Annotated in this window: 21 protein-coding genes; 11 read left to right on the plus strand and 10 right to left on the minus strand. The window is 63.9% G+C overall.

Annotation, left to right across the window (positions count from 1 at the left end):
- The first annotated feature begins 14 nt into the window (after window positions 1-14).
- Entirely contained in the window at window positions 15-545 is a 531-nt protein-coding gene (locus tag ABMA46_RS12300; protein WP_348999710.1) for an ATP-binding protein, read from the plus strand.
- A 27-nt stretch (window positions 546-572) separates the two neighbouring features.
- Here ABMA46_RS12300 and ABMA46_RS12305 read toward each other — a convergent pair whose 3' ends face one another.
- On the minus strand, window positions 573-1,313 hold the full coding sequence (locus ABMA46_RS12305; RefSeq protein WP_348999712.1) for a hypothetical protein: 741 nt from the start codon (window positions 1,311-1,313) through the stop codon (window positions 573-575).
- A gap of 105 nt (window positions 1,314-1,418) precedes the next feature.
- On the opposite strand from ABMA46_RS12305, the gene ABMA46_RS12310 reads away from it, so the two are divergent.
- Window positions 1,419-1,766 carry a DUF6949 family protein gene (locus tag ABMA46_RS12310; protein WP_348999714.1) on the plus strand — a complete coding sequence of 116 codons (348 nt, stop codon included), beginning with the start codon at window positions 1,419-1,421 and terminating at the stop codon, window positions 1,764-1,766.
- A gap of 18 nt (window positions 1,767-1,784) precedes the next feature.
- On the plus strand, window positions 1,785-2,312 hold the full coding sequence (locus ABMA46_RS12315) for a gamma carbonic anhydrase family protein (protein WP_348999715.1): 528 nt from the start codon (window positions 1,785-1,787) through the stop codon (window positions 2,310-2,312).
- Window positions 2,313-2,344: 32 nt separating this feature from the next.
- On the opposite strand, the gene ABMA46_RS12320 is transcribed toward ABMA46_RS12315, so the two are convergent.
- The 4 genes from ABMA46_RS12320 to ABMA46_RS12335 form a co-directional block, all read right to left on the minus strand.
- Window positions 2,345-3,451 carry a helix-turn-helix transcriptional regulator gene (locus ABMA46_RS12320; RefSeq protein WP_348999717.1) on the minus strand — a complete coding sequence of 369 codons (1,107 nt, stop codon included), beginning with the start codon at window positions 3,449-3,451 and terminating at the stop codon, window positions 2,345-2,347.
- A gap of 223 nt (window positions 3,452-3,674) precedes the next feature.
- Window positions 3,675-4,277, minus strand: a complete 603-nt coding sequence (locus tag ABMA46_RS12325) for a transglutaminase-like cysteine peptidase (RefSeq protein WP_348999719.1) — start codon at window positions 4,275-4,277, stop codon at window positions 3,675-3,677.
- Between the two features lie 234 nt (window positions 4,278-4,511).
- Window positions 4,512-5,129, minus strand: a complete 618-nt coding sequence (locus ABMA46_RS12330; RefSeq protein ID WP_348999721.1) for a PilZ domain-containing protein — start codon at window positions 5,127-5,129, stop codon at window positions 4,512-4,514.
- A 134-nt stretch (window positions 5,130-5,263) separates the two neighbouring features.
- Entirely contained in the window at window positions 5,264-5,914 is a 651-nt protein-coding gene (locus ABMA46_RS12335; RefSeq protein ID WP_348999723.1) for a PAS domain-containing protein, read from the minus strand.
- Between the two features lie 430 nt (window positions 5,915-6,344).
- Between ABMA46_RS12335 and ABMA46_RS12340 the strand changes: the two genes are divergently transcribed.
- The 7 genes from ABMA46_RS12340 to ABMA46_RS12375 all read left to right on the plus strand — a co-directional run bounded on the left by ABMA46_RS12340 (window position 6,345) and on the right by ABMA46_RS12375 (window position 11,476).
- Entirely contained in the window at window positions 6,345-7,001 is a 657-nt protein-coding gene (locus tag ABMA46_RS12340; protein WP_348999725.1) for a rhomboid family intramembrane serine protease, read from the plus strand.
- Between the two features lie 100 nt (window positions 7,002-7,101).
- The gene (locus ABMA46_RS12345) at window positions 7,102-7,533 is read left to right on the plus strand and encodes a CBS domain-containing protein (RefSeq protein ID WP_348999726.1); all 432 of its coding nucleotides are present in this window, start codon (window positions 7,102-7,104) and stop codon (window positions 7,531-7,533) included.
- 135 nt (window positions 7,534-7,668) lie between these two features.
- Window positions 7,669-9,168 (plus strand): Asp-tRNA(Asn)/Glu-tRNA(Gln) amidotransferase subunit GatB, encoded by a 1,500-nt coding sequence (gatB, locus tag ABMA46_RS12350; RefSeq protein ID WP_348999728.1) that lies wholly within the window; start codon window positions 7,669-7,671, stop codon window positions 9,166-9,168.
- Between the two features lie 16 nt (window positions 9,169-9,184).
- Entirely contained in the window at window positions 9,185-9,670 is a 486-nt protein-coding gene (locus ABMA46_RS12355) for a GNAT family N-acetyltransferase (RefSeq protein ID WP_348999730.1), read from the plus strand.
- 98 nt (window positions 9,671-9,768) lie between these two features.
- The gene (locus ABMA46_RS12360; protein WP_348999731.1) at window positions 9,769-10,167 is read left to right on the plus strand and encodes an NADH:ubiquinone oxidoreductase subunit NDUFA12; all 399 of its coding nucleotides are present in this window, start codon (window positions 9,769-9,771) and stop codon (window positions 10,165-10,167) included.
- A 126-nt stretch (window positions 10,168-10,293) separates the two neighbouring features.
- Window positions 10,294-11,043 (plus strand): DUF2155 domain-containing protein, encoded by a 750-nt coding sequence (locus ABMA46_RS21370; protein WP_425475735.1) that lies wholly within the window; start codon window positions 10,294-10,296, stop codon window positions 11,041-11,043.
- A 70-nt stretch (window positions 11,044-11,113) separates the two neighbouring features.
- A complete protein-coding gene (locus ABMA46_RS12375) occupies window positions 11,114-11,476 on the plus strand; it encodes a hypothetical protein (RefSeq protein WP_348999735.1) in 363 nt (120 codons plus the stop codon).
- Window positions 11,477-11,501: 25 nt separating this feature from the next.
- Here the strand turns inward: ABMA46_RS12375 and ABMA46_RS12380 are convergent, their stop codons facing one another.
- A complete protein-coding gene (locus ABMA46_RS12380; protein WP_348999736.1) occupies window positions 11,502-12,440 on the minus strand; it encodes a threonine/serine dehydratase in 939 nt (312 codons plus the stop codon).
- A 54-nt stretch (window positions 12,441-12,494) separates the two neighbouring features.
- Between ABMA46_RS12380 and ABMA46_RS12385 the strand changes: the two genes are divergently transcribed.
- Window positions 12,495-12,797 carry an ArsR/SmtB family transcription factor gene (locus ABMA46_RS12385; protein ID WP_348999737.1) on the plus strand — a complete coding sequence of 101 codons (303 nt, stop codon included), beginning with the start codon at window positions 12,495-12,497 and terminating at the stop codon, window positions 12,795-12,797.
- Between the two features lie 9 nt (window positions 12,798-12,806).
- Here ABMA46_RS12385 and aat read toward each other — a convergent pair whose 3' ends face one another.
- Genes aat through aroQ form a run of 4 tightly spaced genes read right to left on the minus strand, consistent with a single transcriptional unit; the run spans window position 12,807 to window position 15,763 of the window.
- A complete protein-coding gene (aat, locus tag ABMA46_RS12390) occupies window positions 12,807-13,418 on the minus strand; it encodes a leucyl/phenylalanyl-tRNA--protein transferase (RefSeq protein ID WP_348999739.1) in 612 nt (203 codons plus the stop codon).
- Window positions 13,419-13,472: 54 nt separating this feature from the next.
- On the minus strand, window positions 13,473-14,825 hold the full coding sequence (gene accC / locus ABMA46_RS12395; RefSeq protein WP_348999740.1) for an acetyl-CoA carboxylase biotin carboxylase subunit: 1,353 nt from the start codon (window positions 14,823-14,825) through the stop codon (window positions 13,473-13,475).
- Between the two features lies 1 nt (window position 14,826).
- Window positions 14,827-15,300 carry an acetyl-CoA carboxylase biotin carboxyl carrier protein gene (gene accB / locus ABMA46_RS12400; protein WP_348999742.1) on the minus strand — a complete coding sequence of 158 codons (474 nt, stop codon included), beginning with the start codon at window positions 15,298-15,300 and terminating at the stop codon, window positions 14,827-14,829.
- A 28-nt stretch (window positions 15,301-15,328) separates the two neighbouring features.
- The gene (gene aroQ, locus ABMA46_RS12405) at window positions 15,329-15,763 is read right to left on the minus strand and encodes a type II 3-dehydroquinate dehydratase (protein WP_348999743.1); all 435 of its coding nucleotides are present in this window, start codon (window positions 15,761-15,763) and stop codon (window positions 15,329-15,331) included.
- Window positions 15,764-15,830 lie beyond the last annotated feature (67 nt).

Below are 15,830 nucleotides of genomic sequence, written 5' to 3' on the forward strand. Positions count from 1 at the left end.
TCGAGGATCGGGCCGTGCGCGCTGGCGAGATCCTGATCCTCACCGGCCCGCCGGGCTCGGGCAAGACCACGACGGCGCGCCGCCTTGTGGCGCTTCCGGGCTCATCGAAGGTTCATCTTCACGCCGACGATTTCTGGCACTTTATCGGTCACGGCGCGGTCGCGCCTTATCTGCCGGAGGCGCATGAGCAGAATCGGGTTGTGATCGACGTGTTGGCCGGCGCCGCCGGGCGCTACGCCTCCGGCGGTTATCTGGTCGTCGTCGACGGGATAATCGGCCCCTGGTTCTTGGACGCCTTCAAGCTGCTCGCCGCGCCTTTGCACTATATCGTGCTGCGGCCCGAACTCGATATCGCAATCGGGCGCTGCCGCGAGCGCGGCGGCGACACTCTGACCGATCCGGAAACGATTGCCGACATGCACGCGCAGTTTTTGCTTCTCGGTCCGCTCGAAAAACATGTCCTGAACACTGCTGACGGTGATCCCGCGCAGGTGCTCGACATGGTTTGCGCCGCGGTGGATACCGGACGCTTCCGCCTGTCCTGAAAAGGAGGCGACGGTTGGGCGATTTGGCTATTTCGACGCGCCGGGCGTCGTCTTCAACAGGCTTTCGGCCTTGGCGGCCACCGCCTTGTCCAGCGCTTGCCAGTTCGCCAGAAAGGCTTCCGGGAAACGATAGGTCAGGCTGAGTTCGTCGCCGACCAGAACATCGCGCTCGCATGGCGCAAGCGATTGGGCCGCCGCTTCGCCGGTGAGGCAGCGGGCAACGAACGGCATCGTGCCGGGCCTGTCGCCCACCACAAGCGTTTCGTCCAGGTATCCGGATTTGCGGATGAACTTGTAGACGGTCGTGCCGGCCGGACCGGGCGCCCCCTGCTTCTCGATCAACTGGCTGTAGATCGGCTCGAAGCGCCCGCTCATGTCGCGCGACATCGTCTGAGGTTCGAAGGACAGGAACAGGACGGTCCTGCGCCCGTCGGTCCCGTTGAAATCGTCGCGGGCGTCCCGGCTGTAGCCGTCCATCTGCGGGTAGCGCAGATAGAGGTCGAGCCGCGAAGCGATGCCGTCGCGGCGCGACTGCTCGAACCGGATCATGTTGGCCGGCGCGACGATGACGTTGTTGCCGATCACGATCTCATACGGCGTCGCATCGTCTGTATAGCCGGCCATGGCGATCGAATGCCCGATCCATTTGCCCGTCAGGCTGATGGCGACCGACACGGCCGCAAGCAGGGCGAAGGCATAGAAGACCTTCATCATCAGCGACGAATCGACAACCCTGAGTTCCGGATTTTCGGATGTGGCTGTCGTCATCTTGGTACCCGGCCTGTCCCTGTACGGCACAATTCCACAGGCATGAAGCTTGCAGGCTTGCCCTTCGCCGCGACTTTGCTGTTTCATGGTAAACGGAGGGTTAAGATGTCTTTGCTCGCGACGACCTTTGCGTTTCTGACCGGCCTGACCGCGTGCGGCCTTGCCAGCACGGTGATGGAGTTGACCTGCGGCCGCCGCCTGGCCTTCATCAAGCCCTATGTGTCACCGGATCATGTCCTGCGGTCATTGGCTGCGACCGCTCTTGCCGGCCCTTTCATGTTGCTCAATGACGCATTGACGGCATGGCGTGAACGGCGTCTCTCCCTGTTCGGCCTGCTGTCGTGCATGGGAACCGCCATGCTATGGGTCCTTGCGCTGGGCGTGCTCGTTCTGGCCGCGTTGTTCGCGGTCACGGGTATGCTGCCGGGCGTCGACTCCATCGCTGCGCGCTGAAACAAACGAGGAGAAGTCATGCCGATCTACGCCCTGGACGGAAGAGAGCCGTCTTTTGCCGAGCGCGACAGCAACTGGATCGCGCCGGACGCGGTGCTGGTCGGAGACGTCTGCGTCGGCGCCAATGTCGGCATCTGGTTCGGCGTCGTCATCCGCGGCGACAACGAGCCCATCGTGATCGGGGCGGATTCCAACGTGCAGGAACACACCGTCATGCACACCGACCCGGGGTTTCCGCTGACGGTCGGCGCCGGCTGCACCATCGGCCACAAGGCGATGCTGCACGGCTGCACCATCGGCGACAACAGCCTGATCGGCATGGGCGCGATCGTGCTCAACGGCGCGCGCATCGGCCGCAATTCGCTTGTGGGGGCCGGGGCGCTCGTCACCGAGGGCAAGGAATTTCCCGACAACTCGCTGATCGTCGGCGCGCCGGCCAAAGCGGTGCGCGTGCTGGATGACGCGTCGATCGCGAAGCTACGAGTTTCGGCGGCGCACTACGTGGCGAACGCCCAGCGCTTCCAGGCGGGGTTGAAGCAGGTCTGAATGCCCACAGGGGGCCGGCGGCACCGGCAGGCTCAGCCGCGGATCGGCAACGAGGTGGTGCTGGCCAGCAGTCGCAGCAACTCCGTTTGCCGCGACGTTGCGGTCTTGGTGAAGACGCTTTTCAACTGCTTGCGCACCGTGTCCTCGGCGACGCCGAAACGCTTGGCGCATTCGCGCAGACTTGCGCCGCCCATGAGGGCGCGGGCGACACGGTTCTCGGCCGGAGACAGATCGAACAGTCCGCTCAGCAGGTCGGCGTGCGGCATCGCCGCCGGTTCGAGCGGCGTTACGACGAGCAGGGCGGCCGTTCGGGCGAACAGATCGTGAGCTTCCCGGCGGATCGGCAGTATATGCAGGACCGCGGCAGCGCTTTCCTCACTTGCCGGCAGCGCGATGGAGGAAACGGGGCCTGCGCTTGAAGCCGCACGTTCCAGACTTTCGCCGAGCAGCGCATGGGCGCCGACGTTGAGAAGCTGGATCTGGTCGCGCGCCTTGATGTCGACCTGTCCCGGCAAAGCTTCGAACAGATCGTTCGCGACCACCACGCGGCCGGTAGCGTCCACCGCCGCGGACGGGAGGCCGAGCTTTGCCATCATGTCCGTAGCTGACCGGGCCTGTTCCAAGTGCATGCGCGCGGCGAGCAGGCCCGCACGCGCCAGATGCGGCCGGAAGCCGTCGAGCAGATCCAGTGTCGCACGGTCGTATGATCCGCGGTCGATATGCCGGCTGAGGTCGAACACGATGAGATCGCCGCTGGGAGTGGGAATGACCGTGCCGGCCGACCAGCCGATCCCCGCCGGCCGCAATATGTCGCGATGGATGGGGCTTGCCTCGATTTCCTCGTCCGTCATGACGTCCTGATCGGTCATGAAGCCGGGGTAGCGTTTGGCGAGGCCGCGTTGAGGTCGAATATTGTATTTCTCGTAGCCGCCTTCGATGAAGCGCTCCATCAGCGGCGTCACGAAGGAACAGGCCGTCCAGTTGAGGGTATGCTTTCCATCTACGGTGAGAAGCAGCCCGCCTTCGCCGTCCGTGGCTCTGGACAGCGCCTGGAGCAGGGCCGGCCAGCGTTCGGGGATGAACGGCGCCTCGTAAATCGCGTCGACCAGAGCGGCTGAATTGTCGTCTCTCTGCGCCATGACGGCTTCGCGCACACCCCGCCGTGTTCCTTGCGGTTGCCCCTCCGAGGCGTCGGTTCAATCCGCCGTACAACTTATTATTTCAATTTGTAACAATTGCTGAGCGAAGGCAATGGCTACGCACCTGAAATAGGCGGAGCCGGCCCGGGGACGGGGCCGGCTCCTTGAACCCGGTCGTTGGGGACGGGGAGGGTGGGGACTCGACCGGGTTTTTCGTTCGTCCTTAGCGGACGCTGGCGACCGCGTCGGCGCGGCCGTCGTTGATGCTGACCCAGACGCCGGAATTCCGTGTCGATTGGCGCTTGAGGTAGGTGTAGTCGGTGTCGGTCCAGGCCACGACCTTCGGCTGGAGGTTGTCGAGGATGAATTCGCCGAGGCTGGTGCGTACCGTCAGCACCGCATGGCCGTCGCCGTTCGGCTGGCGCACCACGGTGATCAGCAGGTCTCCTGCCGGGACGCCCGCCTGAATCAACTCGCGCCTCTTTTCGAGCACGTAGTCTTCGCAGTCGCCGAAACCGCTGTCGGGGTAGGACCAGACTTCTTCCTTGCCCCACATTTCCATGTCGGTGCGCGGCTGGACGCTTGTATTGACGCTGTTGTTGACGGCGATGATCGTCGCCCAGAGCTTGCGCGTCAGGTCGACCGGCGCCTCGGCCGGCGTCACCTGACGGCACTCGTTCGGCAGGCGCTGGCAGAATTCATAGTGGCCGACCGGCTGCGTGGTGCGGCCGCCGGTCTGCATGTAGACCGGCCCCGCCTGTGCCGTCGTCGCCGAAAACACCGCCGCCATTGCAAGCAGCAGAAGCTTTCCCCTTGTCCCCATCATTATGTCGTCTCCCCTGTTGAGGAGACACTGCCACATGCGGATTTATTTGACGCAAAAGCCCGAAGTCATTATTGAGTAAAATACGGAACTATTTATAAATGTATTCGAGGACGATAAGTATAAATATAGTATAGAATATACCTAAAATTTGAACGGTTCCGCTGCGGCCGGCCTGCAGGCATGAAAAAAGCCGGTCTGGAGACCGGCTTCCTCAATTCTCGATAAAATCCGCAGTCAGGATCGCGGCCGGTTGAATTCCGAATCGAGCGTTTCGGGACGCTGGATGACGGCGAACTCGATGGCTATGCCGTCCTCGAAATGGCGCACCACCTGGCCGCGCATGGTTCCAAGCACGACCTGGACGCCGATCGCCGGCTTGACGTCGATCTCGATGGCCGCGCCCGACAGCGAAAGGTCGATGATGCGGCACTGGTACTGGCGCCCGTCCGTCAGTTGCAGAACGCTCATGGGGTTGCGCGGCGCAACGCGCTCGTGGCGGCGATCCTCGGGCAGGTCGAGCTCGTGCTTGTTGGCCAGCCAGGTGAGCTGAGCGGCGAGCTTGTCCTTCTTCCGCTCGGAAGCGATGACGGTCATGGCGAAGCCATCCTGGAGCCGGCGTGTGATGACGCCTTCGATACGGCCGATATGGTCGAGATAGGCGATCACCTTCTCGCCGGGCTGGCCGATGCGTTCGGTGCGAAGCGCGACATTGCCGGGCGACATATCGACCACTTGGCATGGATGCTCGGTCCGATCCTCGAGCATGAAACGGCCATAAATCTTGACCCTGACGCGTTGGAAATTGCGTCTTTCAGCCCTGGACGGCGCTAGGTCGACCGCCGCTGACCTCATGATTGCCTACACCCCATTGGCATTCCGCGCCGTCTGGCGAGGAATTTCAACGCTGAAACTACCAACAAGGAGGTTAACAAAGCAGTAAAAACAACGCGCGAAAGCAGCGCGGCGTTTACTGTTGGAGGTGTACTTTAGTCCATCGGTTGCTCATCGCGCCCGCCCTCCAGCACCACCAGATGACGGATGCGGCGGACGCGGCCGTATTCGCTCATGGTCTGGGGCGTTTCGAGTTCGGTGGGGGCGAGAGAGGGCACCGGGATAGCCGGCCGGTTGGCGAGGAACATCGGTTCCTTGTCCGGATCGATGACGCGGATCGAATCGATCACAGCGTCGACGATCGGCTCGGCGCCGAGCCAGAAGGGCTTTTCGGCCATGCTGATGGCGCCGAGGCAGCGCGGATGCTCAGCGCCGCCGTCCAGCGGCAGCGCCAGAAGCTCGAAGGGGTTGGACCGGCCGGAGCGGGTAAACCCCTCATAGCCCAGCAGCAGAACCGACTTCTGCCGCAGCACCCCGTGCGTCAGCCTCGCCATCAGGCGCTGGTCCTTCTCGCGCCACAGGGACGGGAAGGAAAACCCTTTCAGTTCCCGCCCGTAAATGGCGCAAAGGCGCGTGCCGGCCAGTCGGAACACGGCCTCGTCGCGCGTGTCCTTCTCCAGGATGAACGTATCGGCGAGCAGCGTCTTGATGTCTGCAGGCTCGACCTCGGTGCGTCGCGGCGCGGGGCGGCCGTCGCGCAAACGGTTCCAATATTGGAACAGTGCGATCGTTCCCTCGAAATTCATGCCGGCCTGCTCCCGAAATCTGTCTTGCGGTGTCCCATCGAAGGACAGAAGGGCGGTTTCCCTTCACCTACATGCGTCGCCGAGCATGACCCGTGCCAGTATCGTTAATTCTTGTTCACGGGTCGGGGCCATTAAGGTTAACGAATGGTTTACGTTGCGTGCCGCGAACGGGCGTGAGAGGCTGAAATCACTCCAAAGCCGTCGTCATCGGCTTTCAGTCGAAAGTTTTTCAGGGGAGCAAGGGGGCTCGACCGGCCGTTCAGGGGAAACCCTGGACGGCTTCTTTTTTGCCGATTCGCCGTTTGTGATTCGCGCCGTTCTCTTCTACATGCGGCTGATGTCACAGTCGGATCATGAAACGGCCGGAGAACGGCGCAGCCCTTCGCAGCCTGTCCACGAAAACCGGGCAGGCAGGGAGCCGGTGTTCAACATGCCGGGCCCGGTCCTGGCCATCATCGGTATTTGCGTGGTTGTCCATCTCGTCAGGACCTACGTGCTGACGCTCGGGCAGGATACCGACGTGATCCGATACGGGGCGTTCATCCCGGTCATCTACACCGGCATGTTCGGCTTCGACCTTGCCGCCTTCACCAGCCCCTTCACCTATACTTTCCTGCATGGTGGCTTCACGCATCTGGCGGTCAATTCGATCTGGCTCGCGGCTTTCGGCTCGCCGCTGGCGAACCGGCTCGGCGCGTCGCGCTTCGTCGCTTTCTTCGCGCTGACCGGTGTCGCCGCCGCCTTCTTTTTCTTCGCCGTCCATCCCGATGCGCAGTCGCCGCTGGTCGGCGCCTCCGGCGCGATCTCGGGCATGATGGGCGCCGCCGCCCGTTTCGCCTTCCGCATCGACCGGTCGTCGGGCCAGGCGGCTTTCGGCGGCGATCCGCTGCCTTTCCGGCAGGTTCTGCGCTCGCGCGCCGCCGTGACCTTTCTGGCGGTATGGATGGTCATCAACATCGTCACCGGCTTCGTCGGCTTCGTGCCCGGCAATGAAGGCCAGATCGCCTGGGAAGCGCATATCGGCGGCTTCCTGGCCGGTTTCCTGGGTCTGCGTCTTTTCGACCGCAGGGCCGCTCGCGCCGGCTGAGCGCATCCTCACTTGAAATGCAACCGAACGGGGCGCACTGTGTTCACCGGAATGTGAAGGCCGGTGACGGCTGGCGCCGGCCGCATCAGAGGAGGACGCCATGACTGTTAGGGCAATTCTCGACGCCAAGGGCCACGACGTACTGACGCTCGGACCGAACGAGACGCTTTCCGATGCCATCCGCACCCTTGCCGAGCGCCGTATCGGCGCGCTCGTCATCACCAATGGCGACCGCAAGATCGTCGGCATCCTGTCCGAGCGCGACATCGTGCGGGTGATGGCCAGGGAGGGCGCCGCGGCGCTCGACCTGCCGGTGCGTTCGGCGATGACGCCGAAGGTCAGGATCTGCAACGAGAACCACACGGTCAACGAGGTCATGGAGATCATGACCGAAGGCCGCTTCCGCCATCTCCCGGTGGAGAAGGACGGCCTGCTCCACGGCATCGTGTCGATCGGCGACGTCGTCAAGCGCCGCATCGAGGACGTCGAGCGCGAGGCAGAGGAAATCCGCGCCTATATCGCGACAGCGTGACCGGCCGGATCTGCTGAAAACGGCGCGCCGCCCATGCCTGCGGCGCTTGCCTCGCGTGGCCGTTTGCACTAGGCGAAGACGCACGAGAAAAAATCACGTCAAACGCGTGAAATTCCACCTTTCGGCAGGCCCTGAATGACCATCGCAGATACCCGCACGCCAGATCCCAAGCGCATGATTCCCGGCGCCACCGGCGACTGGGAAGTCATAATCGGCATGGAAGTGCATGCCCAGGTCACGTCGAACGCCAAGCTGTTCTCCGGCGCTTCGACCACGTTCGGTGCCGCGCCCAACGCCAACGTCTCGCTGGTCGATGCGGCCATGCCCGGCATGCTGCCCGTCATCAACGAGGAATGCGTCAGGCAGGCGATCCGCACCGGGCTCGGCCTGAAAGCGGCGATCAACCACAAGTCGGTCTTCGATCGGAAGAACTATTTCTATCCCGACTTGCCGCAGGGCTACCAGATTTCGCAGTTCAAGCAGCCCATCGTCGGCGAAGGCACCGTTACCGTTTCGGTCGGTCCCGACAACAAGGGTCAGTACGAGGATATCGAGGTCGGCATCGAACGCCTGCATCTGGAGCAGGACGCAGGCAAGTCCATGCACGACCAGCATCCGACCATGTCCTATGTCGACCTCAACCGCTCGGGCGTCGCGCTGATGGAGATCGTGTCCAAGCCCGACATCCGCTCGTCGGACGAAGCCAAGGCCTATGTCACCAAGCTGCGCTCGATCCTGCGCTATCTCGGCACCTGCGACGGCAATATGGACGAAGGCTCGCTGCGTGCCGACGTCAACGTCTCGGTCCGGCGTCCGGGCGAGGCCTTCGGCACGCGCTGCGAGATCAAGAACATGAACTCGATCCGCTTCATCGGCCAGGCGATCGAATACGAGGCGCGGCGCCAGATCGCGGTCATCGAGGACGGCGGCACGATCGATCAGGAAACGCGCCTGTTCGATGCGGCCAAGGGCGAGACGCGCTCGATGCGCTCGAAGGAAGAAGCGCACGATTATCGCTATTTCCCCGATCCCGATCTCCTGCCGCTGGAATTCGACCAAGCCTATGTCGATGCGCTGGCGGCCGACCTGCCGGAACTCCCTGACGACAAGAAGGGACGGCTTGTCGAAAAACTCGGCCTGTCGGCCTACGACGCCTCGATCCTCGTTTCGGAAAAGGCCATCGCCGACTATTTCGAGCAGGTGGCTGCGGGCCGTGACGGCAAGCTTGCCGCCAACTGGGTCATAAACGACCTCCTGGGCGCCTTGAACAAAGCCGGCAAGGCCATTGAAGAGACTCCGGTTTCGCCCGACCAGCTCGGCGCGGTCATCGACCTCATCAGGGAAGGCACCATCTCCGGCAAGATCGCCAAGGACCTGTTCGAGATCGTCTGGAACGAAGGCGGCGATCCGAAGGAGATCGTCGAGGCGCGGGGAATGAAGCAGGTCACCGACACCGGCGCGATCGAGAAGGCCGTGGATGAGGTGATCGCCGCCAACCCCGACAAGGTCGAGCAGGCCAGGGCCAAGCCCACCATGGCCGGCTGGTTCGTCGGCCAGGTGATGAAGGCGACCGGCGGCAAGGCCAATCCGCAGGCCGTCAATGATCTGGTCAAGGCCAGGCTCGGCATCGAGTAGATCTTTGGCTTCGGAAGTGTTCGTCCGCACCGCGAGTGAGCGCGACCTGCCGGCAATCAGTGCTTTGCTGGCCGAGACATGGCACGCCACCTACGACGGCCTATACGGCGCCGCCGGCGTCACCGACATCTCGACCAGATGGCACTCCGTCGACTGGCTGCGGCAAATGCTGCGGCGGCCGGGCTCGGAGTTCGTCGTTGCCGATACCGGCGACCTTCTGGCCGGCGCCGGCTACGCCGTGCTGGACGCGGCCGGGGAGGTCGTCGAACTGCAGGAACTGGATGTGCGCCCGGACATGCAGGGGCATGGCGTCGGCGGGCTGCTTCTTGCCGAACTGGAGGCTTCGTTCGTCGATGCCAGTCTCATGCGGCTGGACGTCGAGGCCCGCAACGAGCGGGCCGTGGCCTTCTACCGGGCGAACGGTTTTGCCGAAGTCGGCCGCCGCCCGGCCACGCAATGGGTCGATGCCATGATCGTGACCATGGAAAAGCGGCTGGGTTGACTTGGCCTGCGGCGCAACGCCCCTTGCCATCCTCGCCAGCCGACGCCATAAGCAGGGTGACGAACGGCGGTCGCGCGTCGCGGCCGGAGGCTTTGCAGATGATGAGATTCCTGACCCAGTTCTTCACCTGGTGGAACGGCCAGACGCTGGGGACCCGCTTCAACACCTGGCGTTTTGGAAAGAGCGTCGGCGAGGACCAGTTCGGCAATGCCTATTATGAAGGCGGCACCAATTCCGACGGGCAGACCCGCCGCTGGGTGATCTACAAGGGCTATTCGGAAGCATCAGCCATCCCGCCCGGCTGGCATGGCTGGATCCATCATCGCGTGGACACGCCGCCGTCGGACGAGAACTACAAGCCGCGTGAGTGGCAGAAGCCCTATCAGGCCAATATGACCGGCACCGCCGCGGCCTACCGCCCGAAGGGATCGATCCTCGGTCAGGATCGTCGCCCGCAGGTGACGGGCGATTACGATGCGTGGACGCCGAGCGCCTGAGGTACACATTTGAACCGGCCGCGGTTCGGCTTCTCGCCACATTTTCCGTTTAGCTGGTCCGCTTCGCCGAATGGCCTTAGCCTTGGGCGTCGAGAATCACCGCATGCCCACGGACGGGTCGTTCGCATGAGACGTTTCAACTGCCTTTCGCCCGTTGCCGTGGCTGCGACGCTTGCGATTGCTTTGCCTCTCCAGGCCGCTGCGCAGCGAATGCCCTGGGACCCGCCCGCGGACCAGCCGCCCGCCGAAGTGCCGTTCCAGGTCCAGCCAGACCCCACGCAGGGCCAGCCCATGGGTGAGCCGCCTGCGCAGGACCAGCCCGACCAGAATTCCGCTCCCGATCAGGCCTCCCCCGATCAACCCGATCAGAATCAGCCAGGCCAGGACCAACAGGACCAATCGACCGGCAATCCGCCGGCGCAGGACCAGCCGGCGCCGGCACCGAAGGTCCAGCGCGTCGCCAATCCGGTGGCCGAATTCACCGGCGTGGACAAGATCACCGGCCGCATTATCACTTTCGACGTCTATATCAACGAGACCGTTCAGTTCGGCGCGCTCCAGGTGACGCCGCGCGTCTGCTACTCGCGCCCCGGCGCCGAGGAGCCGAAGACGGATTCCTTCGTCGAGGTGGACGAGATCACGCTGGACAGGAAGATAAGGCGCATCTTCACCGGCTGGATGTTCGCCCAGAGCCCCGGCCTCAATGCGGTGGAGCATCCCGTCTATGACGTGTGGCTGAAGGACTGCAAGCAGAAGTCCGACGTTCCGCCACCTGAAAGCGCCAAGGCCGGCGATACGCCTGCCGCCGAGACGGTGCCCGACTCGGCATCGACTGCCGCGGCTCCGGCCGCCAAGCCGGACAAGCCTGCCAACTGATCTTCCGGAACCGCCGCTTGGCCTGCGCGTTGAAGCGGGCGGTCGGGCGCGAGCGGACGGAGGGTTTTCGATGCTTGCCAGCGAAAATGAGCTTCTCGAGATCGAGAAGGGTTTCTGGACCCTCGGCGAGGCCTATTACAAAGCCCATGCCGACAAGGAGTGCCTGGTTGCCTTTCCCGAGATGGCGAGGGCCATGAGCAATGCCGATCTTGCCGCTACGGCGAAAAGCCCGGACCGCTGGCGCGACATCGAGATCGAGTTGAAGGGCATGGTCGAGCCCGGCAGCGACATCGTCATGCTGACCTACGAGGCGCGCGCCCGTCGCAAGAGCGGCGAGGCCTATGCTGCAATCGTCTCCACAGGCTACGTCAAGCGCGCCGATGGCTGGAAGATGATGTTCCACAGCCAGACGCCGCTGAAGGCTGATCAGTGATGGCTGCTCCCCGGCAGACCGTGCCTTAGCGGAACGAAACCGCGGCGGTGTTGCCGCCGCACACCAGGACGGCGACGCGCTCGCCCGCTTCGGGCTTGTATTTCCCCGAATGCAGTGCGGCGAAGGCGGCGGCGCCGCCAGGTTCGGCGACCACGCGCAACCCGTTCCACAGGGCGAGTTGCGCGGTGCGGATATCGTCGTCCGATACGAGGACCGGCTTCTGTACATAGGCCTTGGCCAGCGGAAACATCAGTTCACCGACGCGCTTCGGCGCCAGCGAGTCGGCGGCGATGCCTTCCGCGCCGCTGTCGACCGGCCGGCCGGCGGCAAAGGCGTCGAACAGGGTCGGCGAGCCTTCCGGCTCGACCGCGACGATCCTGATGCGGCCGGCGAACCAGGCGGCGATACCGCCGATGAGACCGCCGCCGCCGACAGCCACCAGAAGGGTGTGGATGTCCGGGTAGTCCTCCTCGATCTCAAGGCCGAGCGTGCCTTGTCCAAGCAGCGTCTCGATCTGCTCGAAGGCATGCACCTGCAAGGCGCCGCTGCTCGCCGCGAAGGTCTCGCTGGCGGTCAGCGCATCGGCATAGCGCTCGCCGACGACATGGACATTCGCATCGTAGCTGCGGATGCGCTCCAGCTTCGCCGGCGACGAGATGGTGGGGACGAAGATGTTGGCCTGTCTGCCGAGCCGTTGCGCTGCATAGGCCACTGCGGCCCCGTGATTGCCGCCCGAGGCCGCCACGACCCCGGCCGGCGGCACCTCGCGCCTCAGAAGATTGGCGAAGGCCCCTCGCGCCTTGAACGAACCGGAGTGCTGCAGCAGTTCGAGCTTCAGCCGGATCGGGAGAGCCTCTCTGTCGAAATCGGCCATGTCGGCTGCGACCATCGGGGTGCGCCGGACATGAGGTCTTATCGTGCGTTCGACCTCGGCGATGGAACTGGCGGACAGGGCAGGGTGCATGGAGAGATTCCGGCGTGGATTGACATAAGATTAGTAACTTAGCAAAGTAACGAAATGCAAGAGGCGGAAATTCTCAAGGCTTTGGCGAACGAGCGGCGCCTTCAAATCCTCGACTGGCTGAAGGACCCGGTCGCCAACTTTCCGCCGCAGGTAGACGGCGACCTTGCCGGGGACGGCGTCTGCGCGCTCTATATCGCCGAAAAGCTAGGAATCACCCAGCCGACGCTCAGCGAACATATGCGTGTTCTGGTGCAGGCCGGCCTCGTCGATCAAAAACGCATCAAACAGTGGGCCTTCTATCGCCGCAACGAGGAAAGACTGGCCGAGATCAAGGAAAAACTGCTGCAGGCTCTGTAGGGGCTGCGATCAGAAGGTCGCTGTGCCCATCAGCGCTTCGACCAGCATCGCCTCGTATTGGGCGCGCGGCACGTCCACGGCGCCGAAGCGCTTCAAGTGCTCGGTGGTGAACTGGGTGTCGAGAAGGGCGAAGCCGCGTTCGTTCAGCCGTTCGACCAGATGGACGAGGCAGATCTTCGAGGCGTCGGTCTCTTTCGAGAACATGCTCTCGCCGAAGAACACGCGCCCCAGCGACACCCCGTAAAGGCCGCCGACGAGCTGCCCGTTCTCCCATGCCTCGACCGAATGCGCGTGGCCCATGCGATGAAGTTGTACATAGGCTTCGCGGATCGGTGCGTTGATCCATGTCGAGGGGCGCTCCGCACGCTGTTCCGCGCAGGCGTCGATCGTCGCCTCGAAATCGAAATCGAAGCGGATGTCGAACGCGCCCTTGCGCATCGTCTTCGCAAGGCTCTTCGGGATGTGGAAGCCATCGAGCGGAATGATGCCGCGGCTTTCCGGCCGCACCCAGAACACCTCCTGATCCGACGCGCTTTCCGCCATCGGAAACACGCCAGAGGCATAGGCCTTGAGCAGAAGGTCGGTCGGAATGCGATATCCGGGCGCAAAGGGGCGGATCACGGAGAGTCCGCCCTCAAGGTGACGGGACGACGAGCCCGCGCCATCGCCGGCGCCTCAGTGCGCCTCGTTTTCCTTGGCCAGATACTTCTCCAGCCAGTGGATATCGTAGTCGCCATTGGCGATATCGGGATTGCCGACGAGGTCGCGGAACAGCGGCAGCGTCGTGTTGATGCCGTCGACCACGAACTCGTCCAGTGCGCGCCTCAGCCGCATCATGCACTCGACGCGGTTGCGGCCGTGCACGATCAGCTTGCCGATCAGCGAATCGTAATAGGGCGGGATGCGGTAGCCCGAATAGACGCCCGAATCGACGCGAATGCCCAACCCGCCCGGCGTATGGAAATGCGTGATCGTGCCGGGCGAGGGCACGAAGGTGCGCGGGTCTTCGGCGTTGATGCGGCACTCGATGGCGTGGCCGTTGAACTTGATGTCCTCCTGCCGGACCGACAGGCCGCCGCCCGAGGCGACGCGGATCTGTTCGTGCACCAAGTCGATACCGGTGATGGCCTCCGTCACCGGATGCTCCACCTGCAGGCGGGTGTTCATCTCGATGAAATAGAACTCGCCGTCCTCGTAGAGGAACTCGATGGTGCCGGCGCCCGAATAGCCGAGATCGGCCACCGCCTTGGCACAGATGCCGCCGATCCTGGCGCGCTGGTCGGCATTGAGCGCCGGCGAGGTGGCCTCTTCCCACACTTTCTGGTGGCGGCGTTGCAGGGAGCAGTCGCGCTCGCCGAAATGCACGCCCTGGCCCATGCCGTCGCCGAACACCTGAAGCTCGATATGGCGCGGCTTCTCCAGATATTTTTCGATGTAGACGGCGTCGTCGCCGAAGGCCGCGCCCGCTTCCGAGCGCGCGGTGGCGAGCGCCACTTCGAGGTCGGCTTCCGAATGCGCCACTTTCATGCCGCGCCCGCCGCCGCCGGCGGAGGCCTTGATGATGACGGGATAACCGATGTCGGCGGCGATACGCTTGGCCTCGCTCTCTTCCGTCACTGCGCCGTCCGATCCCGGCACAACCGGGATGCCGAGGCGCTTGGCGGTGCGCTTGGCCTCGATCTTGTCACCCATGATGCGGATATGGTCGCCGGTCGGCCCGATGAAGGTGATGTTGTGCGCCGCGAGGATATCGGCGAACTTGGCGTTCTCCGACAGAAAGCCGTAGCCGGGATGCACGGCGTCTGCGCCGGTGATCTCGCAGGCGGCGACGATCTGGTGGATGTTGAGATAGCTGTCGCGCGACGGCGGCGGGCCGATGCACACGCTTTCGTCGGCGAGGCGCACATGCATGGCGTCGGCATCGGCGGTCGAATGCACCACGACGGTCTGGATGCCGAGTTCCTTGCAGGCGCGAAGCACCCTGAGCGCGATCTCGCCGCGATTGGCGATGAGGATCTTCTGGAACATTCTATTCGATTACCACCAGCGGCATGCCGTACTCGACCGGCTGCGCGTCCTCGATGAGAATGGCCGTCACGGTGCCGGAGCGCGGCGACGGAATCTGGTTCATGGTCTTCATGGCTTCGATGATGAGCAGCGTCTGGCCTTCCTTCACCGACTGGCCGACCTCGATGAAAGGCTTGGCGTCCGGCGACGGCGCCAGATAGGCGGTGCCGACCATCGGCGAGGGAACGGCGTTCTTGCCGGGATCGGCTGCGGCGGCCGGCTGGGCGGCGGGCGCTGCCGACGGCGCGGGCGCGGCGGCCGGTGCTGGAGCATAGGCAGGCGCGGCGGCAACCGCGTGAACGGCCGGTGCATGGCGCGAGACGCGCACCTTGAGATCGCCGAACTCGACCTCGATGTCGGTCAGGTTGGTGTCGTTCAGGATGCCCGCCAGGTCGCGGATCAGTTTCTGGTCTATGCCGTTCGTCGTCTTGGTCATCGATAAGCCTTTCTCCTGTCCCGGCCGTTTACCGGCGCGCCGCGAGGGCGCGCAAGGCCAGCACGTAGCCGAGCGGGCCGAAGCCGCAGATCATGCCCAGTGCATGAGGAGCGACCTTGGATATGTGGCGGAATGGTTCCCGCGCGTGAATGTTCGACAGATGCACCTCCACGACCGGCACCGGCGCGGCGGCGCGGATGGCGTCGTGGATGGCGATCGAGGTGTGGGTATAGGCGCCCGCGTTCAGCACGATACCGAGCGCCTGTTCCTCCGCTTCCTGGATCCAGGTGACGAGGTCGCCCTCATGGTTGGATTGCCGGAAGTCGATCTCGAGCCCGAGTTCTCCGGCAGCCTTGCGGCAGTCTGCGGCGATGTCGTCCAGCGTCTGGGTACCGTAGATAGACGGCTCACGCTTGCCGAGCATGTTGAGGTTGGGGCCGTTGAGAACGAATACCGGTTTCAAGAATGACGACCTTTTCCGGCGCTGATGCTGTTGTTCACGCGCCGAGTTCCAGGAGACAAGCGGGCTC

Origin of the sequence: Mesorhizobium hunchu (genome assembly GCF_040081975.1) — a bacterium.
GTDB classification, from domain to species: Bacteria; Pseudomonadota; Alphaproteobacteria; order Rhizobiales; family Rhizobiaceae; genus Mesorhizobium; species Mesorhizobium hunchu.